Annotated in this window: 19 protein-coding genes; 6 read left to right on the forward strand and 13 right to left on the reverse strand. The window is 71.3% G+C overall.

Annotated elements, in window-relative coordinates; translation table 11 throughout:
* Window positions 1-24: 24 nt before the first annotated feature.
* From ACIGXO_RS21740 to ACIGXO_RS21755, 4 genes are all read right to left on the reverse strand, one after another.
* Complete coding sequence (locus ACIGXO_RS21740) at window positions 25-651, reverse strand: sensor domain-containing protein (protein WP_399789164.1); 627 nt, start codon at window positions 649-651, stop codon at window positions 25-27.
* Between the two features lie 7 nt (window positions 652-658).
* Window positions 659-1,990, reverse strand: a complete 1,332-nt coding sequence (locus ACIGXO_RS21745; RefSeq protein ID WP_399789166.1) for a cation:proton antiporter — start codon at window positions 1,988-1,990, stop codon at window positions 659-661.
* Window positions 1,984-2,616, reverse strand: a complete 633-nt coding sequence (locus tag ACIGXO_RS21750; RefSeq protein ID WP_399789169.1) for a flavin reductase family protein — start codon at window positions 2,614-2,616, stop codon at window positions 1,984-1,986. The genes ACIGXO_RS21745 and ACIGXO_RS21750 overlap by 7 nt, the downstream gene beginning before the upstream one ends.
* A 113-nt stretch (window positions 2,617-2,729) precedes the next feature.
* On the reverse strand, window positions 2,730-4,280 hold the full coding sequence (locus ACIGXO_RS21755; protein ID WP_399789172.1) for a tryptophan halogenase family protein: 1,551 nt from the start codon (window positions 4,278-4,280) through the stop codon (window positions 2,730-2,732).
* 175 nt (window positions 4,281-4,455) lie between these two features.
* On the opposite strand from ACIGXO_RS21755, the gene ACIGXO_RS21760 reads away from it, so the two are divergent.
* Window positions 4,456-5,157 carry a class I SAM-dependent methyltransferase gene (locus ACIGXO_RS21760; RefSeq protein WP_399789175.1) on the forward strand — a complete coding sequence of 234 codons (702 nt, stop codon included), beginning with the start codon at window positions 4,456-4,458 and terminating at the stop codon, window positions 5,155-5,157.
* 94 nt (window positions 5,158-5,251) lie between these two features.
* Here the strand turns inward: ACIGXO_RS21760 and ACIGXO_RS21765 are convergent, their stop codons facing one another.
* The 9 genes from ACIGXO_RS21765 to ACIGXO_RS21805 all read right to left on the reverse strand — a co-directional run bounded on the left by ACIGXO_RS21765 (window position 5,252) and on the right by ACIGXO_RS21805 (window position 15,646).
* Window positions 5,252-6,430, reverse strand: coding sequence for a cytochrome P450 (locus ACIGXO_RS21765; protein WP_399789177.1), 1,179 nt, complete (start codon window positions 6,428-6,430; stop codon window positions 5,252-5,254).
* A gap of 36 nt (window positions 6,431-6,466) precedes the next feature.
* On the reverse strand, window positions 6,467-7,375 hold the full coding sequence (locus tag ACIGXO_RS21770; RefSeq protein WP_399789180.1) for an ABC transporter permease: 909 nt from the start codon (window positions 7,373-7,375) through the stop codon (window positions 6,467-6,469).
* Window positions 7,362-8,114, reverse strand: a complete 753-nt coding sequence (locus tag ACIGXO_RS21775; RefSeq protein ID WP_399789181.1) for an ABC transporter ATP-binding protein — start codon at window positions 8,112-8,114, stop codon at window positions 7,362-7,364. The genes ACIGXO_RS21770 and ACIGXO_RS21775 overlap by 14 nt, the downstream gene beginning before the upstream one ends.
* Before the next feature lie 4 nt (window positions 8,115-8,118).
* Complete coding sequence (locus tag ACIGXO_RS21780) at window positions 8,119-9,423, reverse strand: sulfate adenylyltransferase subunit 1 (RefSeq protein WP_399789184.1); 1,305 nt, start codon at window positions 9,421-9,423, stop codon at window positions 8,119-8,121.
* 2 nt (window positions 9,424-9,425) lie between these two features.
* On the reverse strand, window positions 9,426-10,340 hold the full coding sequence (gene cysD, locus ACIGXO_RS21785; protein ID WP_399789187.1) for a sulfate adenylyltransferase subunit CysD: 915 nt from the start codon (window positions 10,338-10,340) through the stop codon (window positions 9,426-9,428).
* Window positions 10,337-10,882 (reverse strand): adenylyl-sulfate kinase, encoded by a 546-nt coding sequence (gene cysC, locus ACIGXO_RS21790; protein ID WP_399789189.1) that lies wholly within the window; start codon window positions 10,880-10,882, stop codon window positions 10,337-10,339. Before cysC ends, cysD begins: the two co-directional genes overlap by 4 nt.
* 23 nt (window positions 10,883-10,905) lie before the next feature.
* The gene (locus tag ACIGXO_RS21795) at window positions 10,906-11,607 is read right to left on the reverse strand and encodes a sulfotransferase family protein (protein ID WP_399789192.1); all 702 of its coding nucleotides are present in this window, start codon (window positions 11,605-11,607) and stop codon (window positions 10,906-10,908) included.
* A gap of 11 nt (window positions 11,608-11,618) precedes the next feature.
* Window positions 11,619-12,386, reverse strand: a complete 768-nt coding sequence (locus tag ACIGXO_RS21800) for a 3'(2'),5'-bisphosphate nucleotidase CysQ (protein WP_399789195.1) — start codon at window positions 12,384-12,386, stop codon at window positions 11,619-11,621.
* A 209-nt stretch (window positions 12,387-12,595) separates the two neighbouring features.
* Complete coding sequence (locus tag ACIGXO_RS21805) at window positions 12,596-15,646, reverse strand: AfsR/SARP family transcriptional regulator (protein ID WP_399789197.1); 3,051 nt, start codon at window positions 15,644-15,646, stop codon at window positions 12,596-12,598.
* Window positions 15,647-16,039: 393 nt separating this feature from the next.
* Between ACIGXO_RS21805 and ACIGXO_RS21810 the strand changes: the two genes are divergently transcribed.
* The 5 genes from ACIGXO_RS21810 to ACIGXO_RS21830 all read left to right on the forward strand — a co-directional run bounded on the left by ACIGXO_RS21810 (window position 16,040) and on the right by ACIGXO_RS21830 (window position 24,226).
* A complete protein-coding gene (locus tag ACIGXO_RS21810) occupies window positions 16,040-17,167 on the forward strand; it encodes a sensor histidine kinase (protein ID WP_399789200.1) in 1,128 nt (375 codons plus the stop codon).
* A complete protein-coding gene (locus ACIGXO_RS21815; RefSeq protein WP_399789202.1) occupies window positions 17,164-17,823 on the forward strand; it encodes a response regulator in 660 nt (219 codons plus the stop codon). Before ACIGXO_RS21810 ends, ACIGXO_RS21815 begins: the two co-directional genes overlap by 4 nt.
* 174 nt (window positions 17,824-17,997) lie before the next feature.
* A complete protein-coding gene (locus tag ACIGXO_RS21820; protein ID WP_399789205.1) occupies window positions 17,998-18,993 on the forward strand; it encodes an alpha/beta hydrolase in 996 nt (331 codons plus the stop codon).
* Entirely contained in the window at window positions 18,986-20,302 is a 1,317-nt protein-coding gene (locus ACIGXO_RS21825) for an acyltransferase (protein WP_399789208.1), read from the forward strand. The genes ACIGXO_RS21820 and ACIGXO_RS21825 overlap by 8 nt, the downstream gene beginning before the upstream one ends.
* Window positions 20,303-20,740: 438 nt before the next feature.
* On the forward strand, window positions 20,741-24,226 hold the full coding sequence (locus ACIGXO_RS21830; RefSeq protein WP_399789211.1) for a phosphodiester glycosidase family protein: 3,486 nt from the start codon (window positions 20,741-20,743) through the stop codon (window positions 24,224-24,226).
* Window positions 24,227-24,318 lie beyond the last annotated feature (92 nt).

The raw sequence follows: 24,318 nt of genomic DNA on the forward strand, positions 1-24,318 counted from the left end.
CGAGGCAGTATTCATTGAGGGCTCTCAGCCGGAGCCGATGAGGCGGCGGGCGACCTGGACCTGCCACCGGGTCAGCCGGATGACCAGCCACGGCGCCCCGAAGAACGCCACCACGCCGGCGGCGAAGTGCAGCGAGACCGCGCCGAGCGGAGTGGGACCGCCCCACGCGGGGTCGGGGTAGGGCACCCATCCCCAGATCGGGTAGCTGAGGTTCCGCAGAGAGACGATCACCCAGCCGATGACCACGGCGAACGAGACGCTCCCCAGCAGCAGATTGGCGAAGAAGAAGGCCGTACCGCGCTTGATCCGGCCCTCGCGCGGCCCCCGTCCGATCTCCTCGCCGAGCAGCAGACGCGCCCGGACCCGCTCGAAGGGCGGCCCGCACAGGGCGACCACGACGATGGCCGCCACCAGCACCAACGGGCCGGCGCCACCCCCGTCACCGGCCCGGTCCCACTTCATGACGCGCATGGACCCGGCGATGAGGGCGAGTCCTAAGGGCAGGAAGAGTGCGTATGCGATGTGCTGCCAAGTCCGGCGCTGCAGCGGCAGTTTCGACACGCTGCGCAGACCGCGCAGTACCTCGCGCAGGCCCGGCGTACCGGTGGTGCGGGCCTGCGTCTCGGGCGGGGAGTGGCGGGAGTCATCCATGGCGTCATCATGCCGGAACGGCGGGTGCCTGCTCGCGTGGTCGGGACGCGGCATCATCGGGTGTCGGAGCCCGCACACCGAGGAACGAGAGCAGCGGCCCGGTCATGGCCGTGGTGATCAGCGCCATCAGGACGAGTACGGTCAGGCCGGTCGTGCTGATCAGATGGAGCTGCCAGCCGATGCCCGCCACCACCAGCTCCGTGACGCCGCGGCAGTTCATCAGTACCCCGAAGCGCAGCGCCTCGTTCCGTGGCATGCCGATCAGCCTGGCGGCGCCGCCGGCGCCGACGACCTTGCTCAGGGTCGCCGCGAGCACGATGCCCGCGAACGCCAGCCAGACCCAGGGGTCCAGGCCGAGGGCGCCGACCGAGACGTGGAGGCCCACACCGGCGAAGAAGAGCGGCAGCAGTACGGCCAGGGTGAACCCCTGGAGCTGCTCGTTCATCCAGGTGGTCACCGGCGAGTCGCGCGGCACGGCCGTGCCGAACAGGAAGGCGCCGATCACCGGGTGCAGCCCCAGTAGGTGGGTGACCGTGGCGTACGCGATCGCGCCGACGAGCAGCAGGGGGAGCAGCCGTTGGCCGCCGGGCCGCCGCTCGGCCCGGCGTACCACCGCGGCGAGCAGCGGGCGCACCACCAGCGCGGTGAGTGCGACCAGCGCCAGCGTCAGGCCGATGGTGGCCGCGATGTGCAAGGACCCGCCGGAGCCGGTCAGGGTCAGGATGACGGTGAGGGCGAGCCAGGCGACGCCGTCGCCCACCGCCGCGCCGGCCAGCGCGAGCGAGCCCAGGGGAGAGCGGTCCATCCGCAGATCGACCAGAATTCTGGCGAGTACCGGCAGGGCGGTCACCGACATCGTGAGTCCGATGAAGGCCAGATAGGCGCCCTGGGAGGGGGTGGAGCCGCGCAGCAGGGCGGGCGCGGCGGCCGCGACGCCGAGGCCGGTCAGGAAGGGCAGGCCCATCCCGCCGAGCACGGCCACCCCGACCGCCTTGTTCCCCTTGCTCCCCGGACCGTCCGTACGCTCCATGCGCAGCTCGCAGCCGAGCAGGAACATGAAGGTGACCAGGCCGAGTTGGGCCGCCATGTCGAGCGTGGAGACGACCTCGGGGGGCAGCAGCCACGCCTGTGCCGAGGGCGAGATCCACCCCAGGGCCGAGGGGCCGAGCAGTAGCCCGCCGAGGATCTCGCCGACCACCAGCGGCTGGCCGAAACGGCCCAGCAGGGTGGCCAGCAGATGACTGAGCAGCACGATCACCGCGACGGCGAGCAGGAAGCGGGCCATGGGATCGAACCCGGCACCGCCGCTCCCGGCGGCCAGTTCCACGGTGTTCAGCACGGCGAGCCCCGGAAGGACGAGGGCAGCGGCGTCGCCTCGGCTGCGGGGGCCGGCTGCGGCAGCGGGCCCCCGGGCCAGGCCGCGAAGCGCCGGCCGCCGTACAGCAGCGGGGTCGCGGGCGTCTGCACCACCTCGGTCACCAGGCCCAGCACCATGGTGTGATCGCCGACCTCGAGCAGCCGGGACACCTGGCACTCGGCCGTCGCGAAGGCGTCGTCCGTCAGCCGCGGCAGCCCCGCCTCCGGCGAGGGCTGCCAGCAGACCTCGGCGAACCGGTCCGCCACCGGAGCCGCGAAGATCTCCGCGGCGCGCTGCCCCCGCTCGTGCAGCAGATTCACCGCGAACGCCCCGCACTCCCGCAGCGCCCGCAGCGTCTCGCCCCGCGTGGTCAGGCAGACCGAGAGGATCGGCGGGCTCGCCGTGACGCTGGCGAGGGAGGTGCAGGTCAGGCCGTACGGGCGGCCGTCGGGGCCGAGCGTGGTGACCACCGCGACCCCGGTGGCGAAGGCGCTCATCAGCGAGCGGAAACCGGCGAGCGGCACCGGCGTCACGGGCGGTGCCGTGGCCGGAGCGCGACCGAGCTCGGGGTGGGAGGCGGAACGGAATGCGGGCACACGGGTGGCCATGCGCGGTCGCCCTTCAGGAGGGAATGGGGAGGTGTGCGGGACGGGAGGCGCCGATGCCCGTACCTGGCGCGGCGACCGGTACGGGCATCAGAGCGGGGGCGATCGGGCCGGGCTCAGCCGGCCGCGTTGATCGAGGCCAGGTACTCGTAGCAGCTGGGCAGGGCCTTCACGAGCCGCTCCGCGTCGGCCTTGAGCCGCGCCGACTCGGCACGCGCTCCGGCCGGGTCGGTGTGCGCGAGGGTCGGGCGCGGCCGGGCGGGCTCATGGCCCATCCCCAGCATCATCGTGATCCACGAGTACTGCTCGAAGCCGTGGTAGTAGGGGTAGATGGTGTGCTCGTCCAGGAGCTGCGAGGCACCGATCTCCAGGCGGGCGGCGAGCGCGTCCGGGATGGCGCGGGTCTTGGTCTCCTTCCAGTACGGCGTGTCGTCGCGCTGCGCCGTGCGGTAGTGCAGGACCAGGAACTCCTTCACCCCGTCCAGGACGTGTGCGACCCGGTCGTTGTAGGTGTCGACCAGTGTCGGGTCCCAGTGCTCGTCGGGGAAGTGCTTCACCAGCTGCTCGATGCCGTGCTGGATGAAGAAGATGCCGGTGGACTCCAGCGGCTCGACGAAGGCGCTGGACAGGCCGATGGCCACGCAGTTGTTGACCCATGAGCGGCGGTTGCGGCCGATCCGCATGCGGATGTGGTTGGCCTCCAGGTCGTCCTGCCCGGGAGCGGCGAACTCGCGCAGCGTGCGCTCCGCCTCCTCCGGGGTGCAGAACTCGTCGGAGTACACATAGCCGTTGCCGTGCCGCCCGAACAGCGGGATCGTCCAGATCCAGCCCGCGTCCATCGCGGTCGCGGTGGTGTACGGGTTCATTCCCGTGGTGGCCTGGTCGGGCTTCGGGACGCGCAGGGCGACGGCGCGGTTGTTCGGCAGGACGTCCTGGAAGGACTCGAAGGGCTCCTCCAGCGTCTGGTTGATCAGCAGCCCGCGGAACCCGGTGCAGTCGATGAACAGGTCACCGGCCAGCTCGCCGTGCTCGCGCGTGGTCACGTGCGAGAGCCAGCCCCGCTCGTCGCGGGCCACGTCGACCACGTCGTCGACGACGTGCCGCACCCCGCGGTCGGTCCCGTACTTCGTCAGGTACTGCGCCAGCAGCCCCGCGTCGAAGTGGTAGGCGTACGGGAACTGGGCGCGCTGCTCCTCCAGCGTCGAGCGCCCCAGCGAGCCGTCGAGGTCACCGGCGAACAGCGAGCCGTCGAGCATCCGCGGGGAGCGCTGCGCCTCGCACAGGGCCGGCGTGAGGAAGCAGGAGCGGTCGAACGGTCTGCTGCGGTCGCCCTCCAGCAGCCACCAGTCGGCGAGGGTGAAGCCGTCGGAGGTCCGCAGCCGCTCGAACGGGTGGTAGAAGTGGTGCCCGCGCTCCCGCCAGTTCTCGAACCGGATGCCCAGCTTGTACGACCCCGCACACTTCGGCATCCAGTCGCGCTCGTCCAGGCCGAGATAGTCGAAGAAATGCCGGACGGTGCTGAACGTGGCCTCTCCGACACCGATGCTGGAGACCCGGTCGGACTCCACCAGGGTCACGTTGATGCGGTCTCCGAATGCGGCCTTCAAATACGAGGCGCTCATCCACCCCGCGGTGCCGCCGCCGACGATGACAACCGAGTTGATCACTCTGGAACTCCCGTGTCGAAGGATCTGGGACAACCCGCAGCGAAGCTATCCGGGAATCCTTTCCTTTCGTTATCGCCAAGTGCTCGGCAATTCCTCAAAAGCGGGACGATAACGAGACGATGCCGGCGTCGCGTAGCGTGTCCGGTCGGCTAACCCGCAAGGTCCTGGAGGGGCAATGGATGTCGTCTCGGTCGATTCACTGAGCAAGCTCTATCAGAAATACGAGAGCGACCTCAGGGAGGTGCGCGACAGTCAGCGGGCCTTTCTGGAGCGGCGCGGAAAGACCATGAAGGCGCAACTGGACGACCTCGAGGCGGAGATAACCTATCTGCTGCTGCGGGACCACCGGCCGGAGCGCGTGGTGGAGATCGGGACCTTCTACGGCTGGTCCACCATGTGGATCCTGAGCGCGCTGCGTGACAACGGCATCGGGCACCTGTACTCGTTCGACATCGTCGACAAGGTCGTCAGCAACGTGCCGGCCGAACTCTCCGCCGACCGCTGGACGTTCACCATGGGCGACGTCCGCCAGCACCTCGACAAGATTCCGGGCAACACCGACTACCTCTTCATCGACGCCGACCACGGCGCGCGGTTCGCCCGCTGGTACACCGAGAACCTCTTCCCGGCCGTCCCGCGGGGCATCCCCACGAGCGTCCACGACGTGTACCACGGCCGCCGGCCGAAGCCGATGAGCGAGGGCTCGGTCGTCATCAAGTGGCTGGACGAGCACGACGTCGAGTACTTCACGCCCTCGCTCGCCAAGGCCCCCGAGGTCATGGAGCAGCTCACCGAGGTCAAGCGCGACCTGGGGCTCACGGAGCCGGTGAAGAAGAGCACCGACAACCCCATGATTTTCTTCAACCTCCCCGGCTGAGCGGCTCCCCGCCCCCCGAAGGCGGGCAGTGCGACCGGTTCCGCTCCCCCGAGTCCGGTCGCACTGCCCGCCTTGCTGTTCCCGTCCGTTCGGGTCAGGCCCGGCGGGCCACCACGGGCAGGTTCTTCGCGCCGTACATCCCGCGCGCGTGGTAGTCGATGACCGCGTCACGGTCGACCCGCAGCTCGGCGAAGGCGTCCAGCAGCGCATTGAGCGCGATCCGGGCCTCCAGCCTGGCCAGCGGCGCGCCGACGCAGAAGTGCCCGCCGCGGCCGAACGCGACATGCCGGTTGGGGGTACGCCGGATCAGGAAGCGCCCCGCGTCCGGGAAGTGTGCCTCGTCATGGTTGGCGGAGATCACCCACGGCGTGACCATGCGGTTCGCCGGGATCACCTGCCCGCCGACCTCGACGTCGGTCACCGTCACCCGGCTCACGGTCGTGAACGGCGAGCGGAAGCGCAGTACTTCCTCGACCGCGGACGGAATGAGCGAGCGGTCGGCGCGGAGCTCGGCGAGGGACTCCGGAGCGCTGTCGAGGCACTGCACGGCATTGCCGATCAGCAGTGTGGTGGTGAGGTGCCCGGTCAGGAAGAGGATGCCGGCGAACTTGACCACCTCGTGGTCGCTGAGCCGCTCGCCGTCCACCTCCGCCGTGGCCAGCTTGCTGATCAGGTCGTTCCGCGGCGCCGAGCGGCGCTCCCGGCAGTGCTCCAGCAGGTATTCATCCATTTCCCGGGTGGCGGCTTGGAAATTCGCCACCACGTCTTTCTGGTCCTTGGGTCTGCTGAGATTCATGAACCGGTCGGCCCATTTGCGGAAGAGTTCCCGATCCGATGCCGGGATTCCCAGCAGTTCGCTGATCACGATCACCGGCAGCGGATAGGTGAGCACATCGACCAGATCGAATTGCTCGCTGCCGACCTCGGCCAGCAGTTCGTTCGTCACGGCCGTGATGCGGGGCTCCAGCTTGTCCACGGTATGCGGGGTGAATGCCTGATTGACCAGCCGGCGGAGCTTTCCGTGCTCCGGCGGGTCCATCGCGTTGATATGTCCCTCGGTCAGCGGCTTCACATGTGGCAGGACCCGGCTGGTGTCATTGGAGAACACCTCGGGGTCGGCGATCACCCGCTGCACATCTGCATAGCGGAATATGTGGTACGGGCCGTCGCCCTCCTGCCACACCGGATGGTCGGCCCGCATGCCGGCCAGCCAGTCGAACAGCTTGTTGCTGCCGTCCGCGTGCGGGACGGAAAGCTCCTGTTCCTCGGTCATCGACTCTCCGTTCTCATGGTCATCGTCTGTGCGCCGTCACAAGCCGCGGCGCCGCAGCACTCTCTTCTCCACCGGCCGGAACACCCCCGCCTCGACCAGCACGCCGATGGCCAGGATCAGCGCCACCGACGCCAGTACGAGGGCGAAACTGCCCTGCTGCTTCCCGGCGTCGAGGATCCGGCCGACCCCGGGCAGCGGCGTCGCGGTGATCAGCTCGGCGGTCATCAGCGCCCGCCACCCGAAGGTCCAGCCCTGGCGCAGCGCCACGATCAGCCCGGGCAGCGCGGCCGGTACCAGTACATGGCGGACCGCCAGCAGACCGGTGGCGCCCATGGTCCGCCCGGCCCGCCGCAGCAGCACGGGGACCTGGTCGAACGCGCTGACCACTCCCATGGCGAGGGACGGCACGGCACCCAGCAGCACGACCGCGTACACCGCGCGTTCCGACTCCCCGAACGCCACCACCGCCAGCGGCACCAGGGCGGCCGCGGGCAGCGACTGGAACGCCGAGAGGACCGGCGCGAGTACCGTCCGCGCCGCGCCGATCCGGTACACCAGCAGCCCGAGCGGGGCACCCACCAGCACGGAAGCGGCGAAGCCGGACGCGGCCCGGCCCAGGCTCCGCCCCAGCGCGGGCAGCAGCGTGCCGCCCCGCGCCTGACCGGCCAGCTCTGCCAGGACCGCGGCGGGGGAGGGCAGCCGCGGTATCAGGCCCGAGACGGCGGCCAGTTGCCACGCCACCAGGACGAAGACGAGGGCGAGCACCGGGGCCGTCGCCTTCGTCACGGCCCGGCGGAGCAGGGAGGGCACGGCCGGGGCGGCCGGTGCGTCCAGGACGTCCAGGCCCGACGAGAGAGCCCCCGACGAGACATTCCCCGACGGAAGGTCTTTCGGTACGGCACCGTCGCGGACGGGACCGGGGCCGGTCAGGTCAGTCACGGGCATGCCGGCAGATCTCCTCGCGCAGCTGACCGGTGATCTCCCCGGCCAGGTCCAGGACGGCGGGGTCCTCGGACCGCCGCGGGTGCGGGAGGCCGATCCGCCATTCGCGGGCGATCCGGCCCGGCCGGGAGGACAGCAGCACGACCCGGCTGCCCAGCCGCACCGCCTCCCGGATGTCGTGCGTGACGAAGACGATGCCCGGCCGCCGGCGCTGCCAGATCCCGATGAGCACCTCGTGCAGCACGTCCTTGGTCATGGCGTCGAGCGCCGCGAACGGCTCGTCCATCAGGAGCAGTTCGCTGCCCTGGGCAAGGGCGCGGGCCAGGGCCACGCGCTGCCGCATACCGCCCGACAGCGTGTGCACGCGTTTTCCGTAGGCGTCCGCGAGCTGCACGAGACCGAGGAGCCGCACCGCTTCGGCGCGGCGCCCGGCCCGGTCGGCGGTCCCGGCCAGCCGCAACGCGAGTTCGATGTTGCGGCCGGCCGTCAGCCACGGGAAGAGCGCATGGTCCTGGAACATCAGGGCCGGGCGCCCGCCGCCCGTCGACACCTGGCCGGACGACGGCCGGTCCAGGCCGGCCAGCAGGCTCAGCAGGGTGGACTTCCCGCAGCCGGACGGGCCCAGCAGGCAGACGAATTCCCCCGGAGCCACCTCCAGGTCGACGTCGTCCAGGACGACCGCCCCGCCGAAGGTCTTCGTGGCTCCGGCCAGCCGTACGGCCGCAGTGGTGGCAGCGGACATGCGCTCAGTGGGCCAGGCCGGCGGTGAGCGTGGCGCCGTCGGCCGGGGAGATCAGCAGGAAGGCACCGGTACGACGGGAGTGCGCGTACGCGTCGAGTGCCAGCGGCTCGGCGGTACGCACCCGGACCGTGCCGATGTCGTTGGCGGTCAGCTCGCCGGGCGCCGGGTGCGGGGAGAGGTCGTCGAGGGCCAGCCGGGACGGGATGTCCTTGACGACCGCCGTGACCGTGCGCGTGGTGTGCTTGAGCAGCACCCGGTCACCGGGCCTCAGCGGGCGGTCGTGCAGGTGGCAGACGGTCGCTTCGACGTCCTGGGTGAGGGCCGGCGCGAGCCCGGCCGGGGCGATGAGGTCGCCGCGGGAGACGTCGAGGTCGTCGGCGAGGCGGACCGTGACGGACTGCGGCGCCCGGGCGGCCCGCGCGGGTCTGCCGAGGACGTCGATGGCCTCGATGACGCTGGTGCGGCCGGAGGGCAGCACGACGACCTCGTCACCGACGCGCAGCACACCGGCGGCCAGCTGCCCCGCGTACCCGCGGTAGTCGCGGTGCTCGGGGGTCCGCGGGCGGATGACGTACTGGACCGGGAAGCGGGCCGGGGCCTCGGCGGGGTCGGCGAGGACCGGCGCGGTCTCCAGGTGCTCCAGCACGGTGGGGCCGCCGTACCAGTCCATGGTGGCCGAGGGGGTCACCACGTTGTCTCCGGCCAGCGCCGAGACCGGGATCGCGGTGCACCAGTTCTCGGGGATGCCGCCCCCGGAGCCCGGGGTCAGGACGCCCAGGCGTGCCGCGTAGGCCGTGAACTCCTCGGCGATCGCCGCGAAGACGGACTCCCGGTAGTCCACCAGGTCCATCTTGTTGACGGCCAGGACGACGCGGGGGACGCGGAGCAGGGCGGCGATGGCGGCGTGCCGGCGGGTCTGCTCGACGACGCCGTGGCGCGCGTCGACGAGCACCACGGCCAGGTCGGCGGTGGAGGAGCCGGTGACCATGTTGCGGGTGTACTGCACATGGCCCGGGGTGTCGGCGAGGATGAAGCGGCGCCGCGGCACGGCGAAGTAGCGGTACGCGACATCGATGGTGATGCCCTGCTCGCGCTCGGCCCGCAGCCCGTCGGTCAGCAGCGCCAGGTCGGGGGTGTCCTGACCGCGGCCGAGGGAGGCCCGCTCGACGGCCTCCAGCTGGTCGGCCAGTACCGACTTGGAGTCGTGCAGCAGCCGCCCCACCAGCGTGGACTTGCCGTCGTCGACGGAGCCCGCGGTGGCGAAGCGCAGCAGCGAGGGCGCGCCCGTTTCGAGATCGGCGGTCGGCATGGCTAGAAGTACCCCTCGCGTTTGCGGTCTTCCATGGCTGTCTCGGACAGCTTGTCGTCGGCGCGGGTGGCACCGCGCTCGGTGCGCCGGCTGGCGGTGATCTCGCTGATGACGGCCTCGACGGTGGCCGCCTCGGAGTCGACGGCGCCGGTGCAGGACATGTCGCCGACGGTGCGGTAGCGCACCAGCCGCTTCTCGACCGGCTCGTCCTTCCTGGGCCCGCCCCACTCGCCCGGCGCCAGCCACATGCCGTCGCGGGCGAAGACCTCGCGCTCGTGCGCGTAGTAGATGTCGGGCAGCTCGATGCGCTCCCGGGCGATGTACTGCCAGACGTCCAGCTCGGTCCAGTTGGAGAGCGGGAAGACGCGGACGTGCTCGCCGGGGGAGTGCCGCCCGTTGTACAGGTTCCAGAGCTCGGGGCGCTGCCGGCGCGGGTCCCAGCCGCCGAACTCGTCCCGCAGGCTGAAGATCCGCTCCTTGGCGCGGGCCTTCTCCTCGTCCCGCCGTCCGCCGCCGAACACCGCGTCGAAGCGGTGCTGCTCGATGGCGGCGTTGAGCGGGACGGTCTGCAGCGGATTGCGGGTGCCGTCCGGGCGCTCGCGCAGCTCACCGCGGTCGATGTACTCCTGTACGGAGGCGATGTGCAGCCGCAGGCCGTACGCGGCCACCAGCCGGTCCCGGTGGCTCAGCACCTCGGGGAAGTTGTGCCCGGTGTCGACGTGCAGCAGCTCGAAGGGGGGCTGCGCCGGGGCGAAGGCCCGGAGCGCCAGGTGCAGCATGACGATGGAGTCCTTGCCGCCGGAGAAGAGGATCACCGGCCGCTCGAACTCGCCCGCCACCTCCCGGAAGATGTGCACTGCCTCGGACTCCAGCGCGTCCAGATGGCTGAGCGCGAAGGCCCGTGCCGCGGTGGTCATGCCAGCCCCCTCGCCGTCAGCACCGCGTGCACGGCACGCGCCGACTCGGCCGGGGACTGCAGATGCGTATCGAGGATCACGTCCGGTTCCTTCGGCGGCTCATAGGGGTCGTCGACCCCGGTCAGCCCGGTCAGCCGGCCGGCTGCCTGCTGCGCGTAGAGGCCCTTCACATCGCGCTCGATGCACACCTCCACCGGAGTGGCCACATGGACTTCCAGGTACGGAGTGCCCGTGGCCTCGTGCCGTGCGCGGACAGCGGCGCGGCTGTCGGCGTACGGGGCGATGACCGGTACCAGCACGAGGACGCCGTTGCGGGCGAGCAGCTCGGCCACCAGGCCGGTCCGCTGGACATTGGTGTCGCGGTCCGCGCGGGAGAAGCCCAGGCCCGCCGAGAGAAACGTACGGATCTCGTCCCCGTCGAGGACCTCCACCCGGTGGCCGGCAGCGCGCAGCCGCTCACCCAGTCTTCCCGCGATGGTGGTCTTCCCCGCGCTCGGCAGCCCGGTCAGCCAGACCGTCGCGCCGCGGTGTTGGCACGTCATATCGCTTCCTTCGGGTGCGGCGCTCAGCCCGCGGCGCCGGGCACGGTGAGTCCGAGCCGCTCCGCGAAGGCGCCCTCGAAGGTGCGGCGGAACGTGCCGGAGTCGTTGACGTGGGGGAATTCCTCCTCGGGCACCGGCACGTCCAGGAACTCGCACAGCGGCCCCCAGCCCTCGGTGACCCGGTAGACCAGCAGGCGGTCGGCCGGGACGACGCGCTGGACCTCCTCGTTGTGCCGGACGAACGTCTCGATGGCCCGCTGCTCGTCGGCCTGGTCCAGCCGGCCGCCCCGGCCGTCGTCCATGATCCGCGGCAGCAGCTCGCCGCCCATGAAGGAGGTGAACTCCAGGGCCTCGGCGCTGAGGCCGCCCGGCGGCAGCGCGGGGCCCTCGCTGTCCTCCCCGGAGGCGAAGATGGTCTTCTTGACGCTCGCGTACCAGCGCTCCGGGTCCCGCACCGTCAGCACGACCTTCGCCTCGGGAAAGGTCTCGACGAGCTCCCGCCAGAACGCACAGCCGGGCCAGTCGACGGAGGACCGATAACCGGCGAACACGCGGTCCCATTCGACCTTGTCGGCGCTCAGCGCATGGCGCCACCGAGGCAGATGATCGGCATGCCGGATGACTTCGAGCATGTGGTAGCAGGGCCCGAACCCGAGCCGTTCCAGAGCCAATTGAAGGGAATTCGTTCCGGTGCGGCCGAACCCCACGCCGATGACGTTGAGCATTTCGTTTCCTTTCACGTGTGCGACGTGAGCGCGTCCAGGGCGCCCCAGAGTTCCGGCGCCGCGGACGGCCGGCTGATCACCAGATCGGGCAGCGAGGGATCGGGCTGGTTGTACCGCGGTGCCGACCCGTCCAGCCGCCGGACCCGCAGGCCGTGGGCCAGCGCCACGGCGACGGGAGCAGCCGAGTCCCACTCGTACTGGCCGCCCGCGTGCACATAGGCGGACCCGGCGCCGCGCAGTACCGCCATGGCCTTGGCGCCCGCCGACCCCATGGGTTGCAGCCGGGCGGTCAGCCGCTCGGCGAGATCACCGACCAGCGCGGGCGGCCGGCTCCGGCTCACCAGCAACGTCAACTGTTCCGGGTCTTCGCCCAGTTGATGCGCCTGCCAGGTGGAGAAGACCTGGCCGGCCGCGGGCAGGGCCACCGCGCCGGCGGCCAGCGCCCCGTCGATCCAGAGCGCGACGTGCACCGCCCAGTCGGTACGCCCCTCCTCGCCGAACTCGCGGCTACCGTCCAGCGGATCGATGATCCACACGCGGCGTGCGGAGAGCCGGGACGGGTCGTCGGCGGACTCCTCGGAGAGGACCGCGTCGCCCGGCCGCTTCGCCGCGAGCGCGGCGAGCAGGAACTCGTTGGAGCGGCGGTCGCCCTCCGCGCTCAGTTCCGCCCGGCCGGGCTTCGCCCGCAGCGCGAGCAGCAGCGCACCCGCCGCCTCGGCGAGCCGGTGCGCCAGCTCATGGTCGGCGCGGTCCCGCGTCGGAATGTACGAAGTGGACAATCGGATCTCCCGGGCGCCAGTGACGTCTCCGTCATGGATCGGTCGTTTCGACCACGATCTCGCTGACCAGGAAAGTAGCCATCCGGTCTATTGTTTCGTTATCGAATGGCTTCGGGAAATCCGCACTCGGGCTTAAAGAAAGGCATTAAGGAATTCCGCCGGCGGGCGCCACGCGCGCTCGCCGGCGGACCGGTCGGCCACGGCCGGCCTCATCCCTCGTGCACACCCGCGGGCGCCCGCTGTTCGGGAACCGAAATGCAGGGCTCGAATCCGCTCCCGGTGAAGGGGCCGGAGTCCAGCGCGTCCAGCCGGAGCAGCGCCCGCTCCTGCCAGGGCGGCGATCCCACGCTGGTGAAGATCTGCTGGGCGGTGAGCAGATGCGTACGCGCGGCCGCGTACCGGTCCTGCCTGCGGCAGGACTCCCCGAGCGCCAGATTGATCTGGCCCTCCACCAGCGGACTGTCGATGCGCCGGCTGATCTCCAGCGCCTCGTTCAGTACGGCGTCGGCCTGCTCCGGGCAGGCGTCGGCCGCCAGCTTGGTCTCGCCGAGACCGAGCAGCGCGTACGCGAGGCCCACCAGGTCGGACTTCTCCTTGACGATCCGCACGACCTCCAGGAACGTCGCCTCCGCCAACTCCAGCTGCCCCTGCGCGAGATACGCACGGGCCAGCCGGTGGGACCCCTGCGCGAGGCCCCGTTCGCCGCCCGCGCCGATCGACTGGGAGAGGCGGACGGACTCCTGGGCGAGCTGTACCGCGGAGTCCAGGCGGCCGCGGTCGAGCGCGATCTGCGCCATGTTGTTCAGCGCGTGGGCCTCCGAGGAGCGGTCGCCCACGGTGCGGAACGTGGCCCGCGCGTCCTCCAGCCGTTGCATCGCGCTCTCCAGATCGCCCCGGATCCGGTCGGTGATCGCGATGTTCCGCAGGGTCAGCGCCTGGCCGTGGACGTCCTCGGACGCTTCGTAGAGGCGCAGCGCCTCGTGGAAACTGGCGGCCGCCCGCTCGATCCTGCGCAGCCGCAGTTCGACCGCGCCCAGGTCGTGCAGCATGGCGGCCTGGCCGCGCACGTTGCCGGCCTTCCGGGCGGCGGCCAGTGCGTGTTCGCAGCAGACCCGCCAGTTCTCCACGTAGTTGCGGGTCTCGAAGAGCGTCACCATGGACGCGGTCAGGTCCCAGGCGACCTCGTCCATGCCCATGCGGGCCGCCTGTTCGATCACCGCGACCAGGCCGAGCCGCTCCGCCTCGAACCAGTCCAGCGGCACGGTGAGCAGATCGTCCAGGAACGCGGGGTCGATCTCCCGGCGCGGCACGTCACTGTGGATGACGGTGAAGTCCCCGCCGTAGTCCCGCCGGTGCGCCTCCTCGGCAATGGTCAGGAAGGTGCGGAAGACGCGGTCGACGGCTTCCCGGCGTTCGCCGGACGGCGTTTCGTCGTGGGCGCGCTCCCGTGCGTAGAGCCGCAGCAGGTTCTGGAACCGGTAGCGCAGGTGCCCGGTGGTGTCGATGCCCAGCGCTTCGAGGAGCTGGGCGTCGACGAGGTGCTCGATGAGCCGTTCCGCGTCGAGGAGGTCGGTGTCCAGCAGGGCCGCGCCGGTCCAGGCCGTGAAGTCGGGTACGTCCAGGAGGCCGAGGAGGCGGTACAGCCGGGCCGCGTCCGCGGGCAGATGCCGGTAGCTGAGCCCGAAGCTGACCCGGACCTGCGTCTCGCCCTGGCTGAGCTCGTCCAGCCGCCGCCGCTCGTCGCCCAGCCGGTCGGCCAGGTGGCGTACGGTCCAGTGCGGTTTGGAGGCGAGCCGGGCCGCGGCGATCCGGAGTGCCAGCGGCAGCCGGTCGCAGAGCTCGACCAGGCGTGCGGACTCGGCCGGCGCCGCGGCGATCCGGGCCGTGCCGACGATCTTCCCGAGCAGCTCCGTGGCGTCGGGGTCGGGGAGCGGGCCCAGGTGCACCCGCGCCTCCGGCGGCCAGGCCACCAGCCCCTCCAGCTGTTCACGGCTGTTGACCAGGACGCAGCTCTGGCCGGAGCTCGGCAGGAGCGGCTGTATCTGCGCGTAGGTCCGTGCGTTGTCCAGGACCAGCAGGACGCGCCGGTCGGCGAGGATGCCGCGGTAAAGGGAACATCGCTCTTCCAGATCGGGGGGAATCTGCTGGCTCGGCACGCCGAGCGAGCGCAGAAACCGGTTGAGGACATCGCTGACGGGCAGCGTGTCGTCGCTCTCGTATCCCTGCAGATCCGCGAAGAGCCGGCCGTCCGGGAAGTGTTCGCGGACGCGGTGGGCCCAGTGCAGCGCGAGCCCCGTCTTGCCGGCGCCGGCCGCCCCGGTGATCAGGCTGACGCCGACGCCCCGCCGGGTGTCGTCGTTGGCCACGAGGGAGTCCAGCGCGGCCAGTTCCTTCACCCGCCCGACGAAACCCGGGATGTCGGGCGGCAGGCTGGAGTGGACGGTCGGCATCAGGGTCTGCTGCTTCGTCGCCGTGGCAAAGGAATTATGTGTGGCGGGGGCCAGTGCGGGGTCGTCCCGCAGGATGGCGTCGTGCAATTCCTGGAGGTCGGGCCCCGGCTCCAGACCGAGTTCCTCGACGAGCTGGCGGCGCGCGTCACGGAAGGTCGCCATGGCCTCGGCCCGGCGGCCCGAACGGTATTCGGCGAGCATGAGGTGGTAACGCGTGCGCTCGCGCAGGGGATGCTCACGTACCACCGCGGCCAGCTCCGGGATCGCCGCCTGGTGGTTGCCGAGCTCTAACTGCACGGCCGTACAGTCGTCAAAGGCATTGAGCCGGAGCTCCTCCAGCCGGCGCGCTTCCTCCTCGACCAGCTGGCCGGTCACTCCGTCAAGGGCGGGCCCTCGCCACAGGTCCAGCGCCGCCTTATAGGACTGCGCGGCCTCGTCGAGCCGCTGACTCTTGACGGCCTGTTCCGCCGCGGCGACGAGCCGGGTGAATTCCACCGAATCCACGTCGTGGCCTTCGGTGTTGAGCAGATAACCGGGATGCGCGGTGATAACGATGTCATCGTCCACGCCTTCGGCTTTGAACTTTTTCCGCAGGGCGGCTATGCAAATTGCCACTTGCGTGCGCGCGGTGGTCGGGGGTCTGCCGTTCCAGACCACCTCGACCAGAGTGTCCATCGGCACAATGCGGCCGGGGTTGAGAATCAAAAGCGAAAGAATCGTACGCTGGCGCGCGCCGCCGACGGTCGTACTTCTCCCTCGCACGGTCATGGACAGGGGGCCGAGGATCTTGAAACTCAGCCGTTCTCCCATCGTTCCTCCCCATTACTGAGTCCCCCGAGGGGCGGTAGTGGATCAACAGTAGCCAGGGGCGGAGGGCCAAGTGTAGGGAGCAACCGAAAACTTGACAGCCGCATGACTGATCACTTCCTGTAAGGCGCGCGTCACGGAGCGCAGTGGGGGCTCGCGGGTGATCGTGGTAGCGTCACGCGGGTGGGGGAGCGAACGAGGATGCGGAAGTGGGTATCGCCGCGACCGGGCGAAGAATTCCGCCCGATGACTCATGCCCTGGATATGTTCCGGGCGATCTCCCGGGAACTCTGCGACTTTTCGAGAGGCCCCCGGAGGGATCCGCGCCGCCCTCGAAAAAGACTGTGGGGTCGGCTTTTCCTCGGCGTCGCCGCGCTTGTCGCCGCGGCGCTCGCGGTGTCCAGTGGCCTTCTCCTGGCGGACCGCCTGCGGCTGCCCCTCGCGTGGTGCGCCGTCCTCGCCTGCGCGCAGACCCTCCCTCTGCCGCTTTCCTTCGTCCGCCCCGTTGTCGCCTGGTGGCTCTCCCTGGCGGCCACGGTCGCCTACGGCCTGACCGCCGCGGCGCTCGCCGGGCAGGACACGGCCGGACTGCCCTGGCCCTGGACGGGATCCGCGCTGCTCGTGCACCTCGCCGTCACCTTCGTCGCCGCCTGGCAGCTCGCACTGCGCGTGGCGGTCACGCAGTGGGTGCTCAGCGTGGTCACCGGGCTCGCCCTGCAGCGCTGGGCCACGCCGCCCGACGCCGGCCACAACCTCCCGCTGTACGCCGCGGCCTCGGCGATCGGGCTGGTGCTGGTGACCGCCGTCCGCTCGAACGTACGGGCCCGCCGGCAGCTCCGCCGACAGGAAACCCTGACCGCGTACGAGCGTGCGCGCCGCGCGGTCCTGGAGGAACGGGCCCGTATCGCCCGCGAGTTGCACGACGTCGTGGCCCATCACATGTCCGTGGTGGCCGTCCAGGCGGAGGCGGCGCCGTACCGGGTGCCGGACCCGCCCAAGGAGCTCAGCGAGAGCTTCGCCGGAATCCGGGAGAACGCGCTGGCCGCCCTGACCGAGATGCGCCATCTGCTCGGCACGCTCCGGTCGGACGAGCAGGACACGGACAGCCGCTATGTGCCGCAGCCCGGCCTGGACAGCATCGGGGAACTCCTGGAGAACGTCCGCTCGGCGGGTCTGCGCGTCGACTCCGAAGTGCGCGGCGCTCCCCGTGAACTCCCCAAGCGCGTCGAGCTGTCCGCCTTCCGGATCATTCAGGAGGCGCTGAGCAATGTACTGCGGCATTCCCCCGGTTCCGAGGTCGAAGTGGTCCTGGCATACGGGCCGTCCGAGATCGAGGTACTGGTGTCGAACGGTCCGCCGGCCGGTCCGGTGACACCGCGGCCGGGGTCGGGCCACGGCCAATTGGGAATGCGGGAGCGGGTTTCCATGCTCGGGGGGACTTTCCGGGCAGCACATCGAGAGGACGGGGGATACGAAGTGCGTGCGACGCTTCCCTTGCGTTCCGGTGAGAGCGAGGGCGAATGACGATCCGTGTGGTGATCGCGGACGACCAGACGATGATCCGCGAGAGCTTCGCCATTCTTCTCAACGCGCAGCCCGACATCGAAGTCGTCGGCGAGGCGGACAATGGCGAGGACGGCGTCCGGCTGGTTCAGGAAATCGAGCCGGATATCGTCCTCATGGACATCCGGATGCCACGGCTCAATGGCCTGGAAGCCACCCAGCGGATCACGGCGGGCGGCAGCGCGGCCAAGATCCTCGTACTGACCACATTCGATCTGGACGAATACGTCTACGAGGCGCTGCGGGCCGGCGCGAGCGGCTTCCTGCTCAAGACCTCCTCCGCGCATCAGCTCGCCAACGCCATCCGCACGGTGCACGAGGGCGGCGGGCTGATCGAACCGACCATCACCAAACGGCTGATGGCGGAGTTCGCCCGGTCACGCACCCCGCGCAGACCGCGGCGGGAACGCGTCGGCGACCTGACCCAACGCGAAACCGAGGTGCTGTGCCTCATCGCGCGCGGCCTGTCCAACGCCGAGCTGGCGAATGAGCTGGTCATCGCGGAACAGACCGCGAAGACCCATGTGGGCCGCATCCTGGTGAAGCTGGGCCTGCGGGACCGCACACAGGCCGCGATATTCGCGTACGAAGCCGGCCTGGTCGTCGCGGGGGAGTGAGCCCGGGGCGGGGCCGCCGGAGCGCCCGCCGGCTCCCCCTCGGGTAGCAGCGCGGACCCCGCCTGTCATACCTGAGAGCCAGGCCCCGAGTGAGCTCTCTGGAGTGATCCTTTCCGCCGCCGTGAAATCTAGCCTTCCTCTCAGTTCCCGGAATGCGGAGGAAGGAAAGAAGCCGTGCGAGCTGCCCGTCTCAGACGCGGAATGCTGGTCTCCGCCGTCGCCGGCTGCCTGGTGTTCTCGGTCACCGCGGCAGCGCACTCCACAGACCACCGAACCCCCGCGGCGCCCCGGTTACCCGCGCTGTCGGCGGACACACTCCAGGACCGGTACGCGGCGAACCGCCGGTACATGGCCGAGTCCGCGGACGCGGCGCGGGAGATGGACGACAGCGCCCGCGCCGACCGGCTGGGCGAACTGGCCTCGGCGAAGCGGAACTTCCTCTCCTTCGCGCCCGCCGGCGACGGCCAGGCCGTGGAGGTGCTGGGCGACCTGGCCCACGCGGACCGGATAGCCGTGGTGGTGCCGGGTTCGGACACCACCCTCGACACGTTCGACATGCTCGGTTCGCGGTACGGCTCGCTGGGCGGCGGCGCCCGCGGCCTGTACGCCGAGACCAAGAAGCTGGACCCGAAGTCACGGGTGGCCGTGGTGGCCTGGTACGGCTACCGGGCGCCCCGGACCCAGAGCGTCGAAGTACTCACCGGCAGCCGCGCGGCGGAGGGCGGGCAGCGGCTGGACGGGCTGATCGGGCAGCTGCGGCGGGTGAACGCCACGGCCCCGGTCACGCTGCTCTGCCACTCCTACGGTTCCGTCGTGTGCGGGAACGCCATGGGCACGATGGATTCCAGGACGGCATCGGCGCTGTCGGACATCGTGGTCTTCGGCAGCCCCGGCATGGGAGTGCGCTCCCGGGCCGAACTCGGGACGGACGTACCGCTCTGGGCGGGCCGCGGCACCCGCGACTGGATCGCGGACGTGCCGCACGCCAGCGTGCGTCTCTTCGGTGCGTCGGTGGGCTTCGGCGGCGACCCGACGTCCAGTGACTTCGGTGCCAAGGTCCTGCCCACGGGCACCGCGCGGCACAGCGACTATCTGCGGCCAGGCGGCCTCGCCGTACGGAACATCGCACTGATCGCGCTGGGTCGCGGTGCGGAGGTCTCCCGTGGCTGACCTGCGCGTTCCTCCTGTCGAGTCTTCTGTTGAGCAGCCCGTCCGAGCCGGTGTGCCCGGCTCCCCGGCACTGCCGGGCCGGCCGCTCGCCGGCCGCCGGCCCCGCGCCGCCGCGCTGCACGCCGCGGTACTGCGGATCGACGCGATGACCCCCGTAGGCCGCGACCGCGCCGTCGACGTGCTGCGTTCGCTGGCCACCCTGGGCGTCGTCCTCGGCCACTGGATGGTGAGCGCCGTGGTGCTCCAGGCCGGCGGCCATCTGGTCGGCGACAGCCCCTTGGGGCACATGCCCGGCTTCACCCCGGTGTCCTGGATACTGCAGCCGCTGGCGGTCTTCTTCTTCGTGGGCGGCCGCGTCGGCTCCCACAGCTACGGCTCGGCCAGGGCGAGCGGCACGCCGTACGGCACCTGGCTCGCGCAGCGCCTCCGCAGACTGCTCCGCCCGACGATCGCGCTCGCCCTCACCTGGGGGCTGGTGCTGGCCGGTCTGGCTACCGCGGGCATGGCCCCCGAGACGGTCCACACCCTGATGTGGCTCTCCTTCTCGCCGCTGTGGTTCCTCGCGGTGTACGCGGCGCTGATCGCCCTGACCCCGCTCGTCCAGCGCTGGGGGATACGGATCGCCGTGCTGGCGGGCCTGGTCGTGGCCGCGACGGACGGAGCCCGTTTCGCCTTCGGCGACGCCGGCTGGGCCGAGTCGGCCCGGGACCTCAACATCCTCGCCGGGTGGCTGGTGCCGTACTGCCTGGGCACGGCCTGGGTGTCGGGCGCCTTCACCCGCCGCCGGTCCGCCATCGCGATGTGCGTCGGCGGTGCCGCGGCCACGGCCGCCCTGATCCTGTGGGGTGGCTATCCGGCGAGCATGGTGGGCGTCCCCGGGGCCGAGCTGTCCAACCTCAGTCCGCCCACCCTCGCGGCGGTGACGTTCGGTCTGGCCCAGTGCGGCGGAGCCCTGCTGCTGTGCCGGCCGCTGCGCCGGCTGGTCGGTCAGCCGGCCGCCGACAAGCCCCCTTCCGTGCACCGGACGGCACCCCGGGCGACGCCCCGGCAATTCCTCTGGGCGGCGGTGGCGCTGCTGAATCTCTCGACGATAACGGTCTTCCTGTGGCACCAGACGGCGATGCTGGCCACCACCGTCGTTTCTCTCGCACTCGGGCAGCGGTACTTCGGACTGCACACCAGCCCGGACAGCCCGCTATGGGTCGTTGCCCGACTGGCCTGGACGCCCGTATTCGCAGCCGTGCTGTTCCTTTTGTGGTGGTCCTTCCGCGAATGGGACATGAACACCCGGAGAAAGGTGCGGAGATGACGTTAAGTGTGACATCCACCGCCTTCGTCCGAAGTCCAAACGATAAGGGGGTGATGACATACTCTCGTAACCTTCCTGTTACACCCTGAGTCATACCGTTCAGTCACTTCACGGGGAGAAGCATTGACCATGCGATCCAGATTTGACGGCACCGCGGCCCGACCGGTTCGTACGGAGAGCAGGGTGACCGCCGCGCCCTCCGGAAACGAAGACTGGGCCTGACCCCTCGGGGTATCGGGGAAATCGTCCCGGCGGCCGCGCACGGCGAATTCACCTGATTTCGTGCGGGAATTCTCCGCGGGTATTCCGTGGTGCGGGCGGGAGCGGCTGATGGTGCCGGGGCTCTGGTGGGCCGTCATGCGCACCGGGATGCTGGACGGTTGAGCGCGTGCAGAGCGCACGCGCTGTCCGCCCCCTGGAGTTGCCGTGCTCCCTGTTGTGTCCGCCAGACCCGCGGCGGTGCTCGCAGCGGTCTCCGCACTGCTGCTGGGCGCCGCCGTCCCGGCCGCGGCCGCCGCGCCGCCCGAACCCCTGCCCCGTACCTCCGCCGAGATGCTCCGGCCCGTCGCGCCGCCGGCCGCGACCGGAGCCCCCGCGCCCTCGTCCGTCGCCGACGGCGACGGGCTGGAGACCGCCCGCACCTCCCGGCCCATCGCCCCCGGCGTCCGGCTCTCGTCGTACGACCGGCTGGAGTCCGACAAATGGCTCCGCGTCGACTCGCTCTCCGTCGACCTGACCGCGGGCGCCACGGCCGACTACCTCTCGCCCGGCAAGGTCGCCGCGCGAGCGCCGGTGTCTCAACTCGCCGCCGCGCACGACGCCGGGCCCGGACGCCGCACCGTCGCCGCGATCAACGGCGACTTCTTCGACATCAACCAGACCGGCGCCCCGCTCGGCCCCGGCATCGCCGAGGGCCGCCCGACGCATTCGCCCGCCACAGGCAGCCACCGCGCCATCGGCATCGGCCCGGCGGACGCCGGCCGGGTCCTCCAGCTCTACTTCGACGGCACCCTGACGCTCCCGGACGGCACCCACCCGCTCGGCGCCCTCAACGCCGCCGACGTACCGGCCGACGGCATCGGCGCCTACACCGACCGGTGGGGCGAGACGGACCGCGCGCTCACCGTGGACGGCGCGCGGCGCACCGCCGAGGTGACCGTGGCGGACGGGAAGGTCACCGCCGTGCGCGCCGAGCCCGGCAAGGGTCCGATTCCGGCCGGCAGTACCGTACTGATCGGCCGTGACCGGGGCGCGGACCGGCTCGCAGCGCTCGCGGCCGGCGACCCGGTCACCATGGAGTACCGGCCGCGCACGGACAGCGGACCCGTGCCGCGCACCGCCGTCGGCGGCCGCGAACTCCTCGTCGTCGACGGGCAGCCGGTCGGTCACGAGGGGGAGGGCAACAACACCGCGGCGCCGCGCACCGCCGTCGGCTTCTCCAAGGACGGCCGCACCATGCAGGTCATGACCGTCGACGGCAGGCAGGCCGACAGCGGCGGCGTCACCCTCACCGAACTCGGCCTCATGATGCAACGGGCCGGTTCCTACAGCGCGCTGAACCTCGACGGCGGCGGCTCCTCCTCGCTGGTCGCCCGCGAGCCCGGCAGCGACGCGGTACAGGTGGAGAACAGCCCGTCCGACGGCAGCGAGCGCACGGTGCCCAACGGCCTGGCCTTCACCGCGCCCGACGGCAGCGGCGAGCTGACCGGCTTCTGGGTGGAGACCGCCATGGACGCCGGCGGCGCGCCGGGCGTGGACCCCGTACGGGGCGGGCACCCCGAGCGGGTCTTCCCCGGGCTGACGCGCCGTCTGACGGCCGCCGGGTACGACGAGACGTACGGCCCGGCGAAGGGCACCCCGCGCTGGCGGTCGTCCGGCTCCCACGTCGGCAAGGTGAGCGCGGACGGCGTCTTCACCGCCGGGCGGAGCGGCAGTACCGAGGTCACCGCCCAGCGCGGGGACGCGCGCGGCAGCATCCGGCTGACCGTCCTGGACGGCCTCGACCGGGTCGTGCCGACCACCCGGACGGTCGGCCTCGCCGACGAGCGCGCCACCGGGCACTTCGGCCTGGTGGGGCTGGACGCGCACGGCAGCAGCGCACCCGTCGAGCCCGCCGACGTCACGCTCGACTACGACCGCTCCCGCTTCGACATCACGCCGGATCCCAAGACCGGGACGTTCACCGTGCAGGCACGTGGCGCGCGGGCCGCCGGGCAGGTCAAGGCCACCGTGGCGGGCCGCAGTACGGTACTCGCGGTCACCGTCGGCCTGACCGAGCAGCCGCTGGCGTCCTTCGACGACGCCGCCGACTGGACGTTCAGCCAGGCCCGCGCCGCCGGCTCGCTCGCCGCCACCCCGGACGGGCACACCGGCACCGGCCTGGAGATGACGTACGACTTCACCAAGTCGACCGCCACCCGCGCCGCGTACGCCACTCCGCCGCAGCGGATCCCGGTCGACGGGCAGGCCCAGTCCTTCGGGCTGTGGATCAAGGGCGACGGGCACGGTGCCTGGCCGACCCTCCATCTCAAGGACGCGGCCGGCTCGGACGTCCTGCTGCGCGGCCCGTACCTCACCTGGACCGGCTGGCGACATGTCGACTTCGCGGTCCCGGCGGGCGTCGCCCACCCGTTGCAGGTGCACCGCTTCTACCTCGCGGAGACCGGCGCCGACCGCCAGTACACCGGCAGGATCGTCCTCGACGGCCTGACGGCGCAGGTCCCGCCGTCCGTGGAGCTGCCGCCGGAGCCCGCCCGGCCGGACCCGCTGATCGACCCGGCCGCGGAGACCGAGGGCCGGGACTGGCGGTTCGCGGTGATGTCCGACGCGCAATTCGTGGCCCGCGCCCCGGACAGCCCGATCGTCGCCCAGGCCCGGCGCACCCTGCGGGAGATCAGGGCCGCCCGCCCCGACTTCCTGGTCATCAACGGCGACTTGGTGGACGAGGGATCGCCGGAGGACCTGCGGTTCGCCCGCAAGGTCCTCGAAGAGGAGCTGGGCGACGCGCTGCCCTGGTACTACGTACCGGGAAACCATGAGGTGATGGGCGGCAGGATCGACCACTTCACCGCCGAATTCGGTGCGGCACAGCGGACCTTCGACCACCGCGGGACCCGCTTCGTCACCCTGGACACCTCCAGTCTGCGGCTGCGCGGCGGCGGGTTCGCGCAGATCAAGGAGTTGCGCGAACAGCTCGACCGGGCGGCGCGCGATCCCCGTATCGGCTCGGTCGTGGTCATCGAGCACGTCCCGCCGCGCGACCCGACCCCGCAGCAGGGCAGCCGGCTCGGCGACCGCAAGGAGGCGGCGCTGCTGGAGAACTGGCTCGCCGGGTTCCGGGCCACGACCGGCAAGGGCGCGGCGTTCATCGGCTCCCACGTCGGGGTCTTCGACGCCTCACACGTGGACGGCGTGCCGTATCTGATCAACGGCAACTCGGGCAAGGCGCCCGCGGCGCCGCCCGGCCAGGGCGGGTTCACCGGCTGGTCGATGGTCGGCGTGGACCGGGTGACCGAGGAGGAGCGGGAACGGAGCCGGGCGCGGCCGTGGGAGGGCGGCCCGGACTGGGTGTCCGTCCAGACGCGCGCCCACGTGGACGGCCTCACGGTCACCGCACCGGCCGCACTGCCCGCGGGGAGTTCCGGCGCGGTGCGGGCGACCGTGCTGCAGGGCGAGGGACCGGGCGCGCGCCGCGTGCCGGTCGGCTTCCCGCTCAGCGCGGACTGGACGGGCTCACCGAACCTGTACATCGGTGATCCGTCCGACGCGAAGCGGCGTCATGTGGCGGCCTACGACCCGGCGACGGGGCGGCTCACCGCCCTCCGCGCGGGCACGGCCACGCTGGCCGTCACGGTGAACGGGGCCACGGCGAAGGCCGCGTTCACGGTTGCGGCCGCGGCGGCGTCCGTCGCCAGGGCGGGCTGAGCAGCGCCTTCCCGCCCGCCCCAGACCGTTTTCCGGTGAAATACCCGGGACGGAGACCGCGGCGCGGAATCCGTTTCGGTTCGGGGCGGGCG

It is taken from the genome of Streptomyces sp. NPDC053542, assembly GCF_044544685.1.
In the GTDB taxonomy this organism is placed as follows: Bacteria; Actinomycetota; Actinomycetes; order Streptomycetales; family Streptomycetaceae; genus Streptomyces.

What these genes read in the sequence shown, in the direction of transcription:
- ACIGXO_RS21760 (WP_399789175.1), top strand. Translation starts at nt 4,456, where the DNA reads ATGGATGTCGTCTCGGTCGATTCACTGAGCAAGCTCTATCAGAAATAC.
- ACIGXO_RS21780 (WP_399789184.1), bottom strand. Translation starts at nt 9,423, where the DNA reads ATGCCGACCGCCGATCTCGAAACGGGCGCGCCCTCGCTGCTGCGCTTC.
- ACIGXO_RS21815 (WP_399789202.1), top strand. Translation starts at nt 17,164, where the DNA reads ATGACGATCCGTGTGGTGATCGCGGACGACCAGACGATGATCCGCGAG.
- ACIGXO_RS21805 (WP_399789197.1), bottom strand. Translation starts at nt 15,646, where the DNA reads ATGGGAGAACGGCTGAGTTTCAAGATCCTCGGCCCCCTGTCCATGACC.
- ACIGXO_RS21770 (WP_399789180.1), bottom strand. Translation starts at nt 7,375, where the DNA reads ATGCCCGTGACTGACCTGACCGGCCCCGGTCCCGTCCGCGACGGTGCC.
- cysD (WP_399789187.1), bottom strand. Translation starts at nt 10,340, where the DNA reads ATGACCACCGCGGCACGGGCCTTCGCGCTCAGCCATCTGGACGCGCTG.
- ACIGXO_RS21795 (WP_399789192.1), bottom strand. Translation starts at nt 11,607, where the DNA reads ATGCTCAACGTCATCGGCGTGGGGTTCGGCCGCACCGGAACGAATTCC.
- cysC (WP_399789189.1), bottom strand. Translation starts at nt 10,882, where the DNA reads ATGACGTGCCAACACCGCGGCGCGACGGTCTGGCTGACCGGGCTGCCG.
- ACIGXO_RS21740 (WP_399789164.1), bottom strand. Translation starts at nt 651, where the DNA reads ATGGATGACTCCCGCCACTCCCCGCCCGAGACGCAGGCCCGCACCACC.
- ACIGXO_RS21765 (WP_399789177.1), bottom strand. Translation starts at nt 6,430, where the DNA reads ATGACCGAGGAACAGGAGCTTTCCGTCCCGCACGCGGACGGCAGCAAC.
- ACIGXO_RS21775 (WP_399789181.1), bottom strand. Translation starts at nt 8,114, where the DNA reads ATGTCCGCTGCCACCACTGCGGCCGTACGGCTGGCCGGAGCCACGAAG.
- ACIGXO_RS21750 (WP_399789169.1), bottom strand. Translation starts at nt 2,616, where the DNA reads ATGGCCACCCGTGTGCCCGCATTCCGTTCCGCCTCCCACCCCGAGCTC.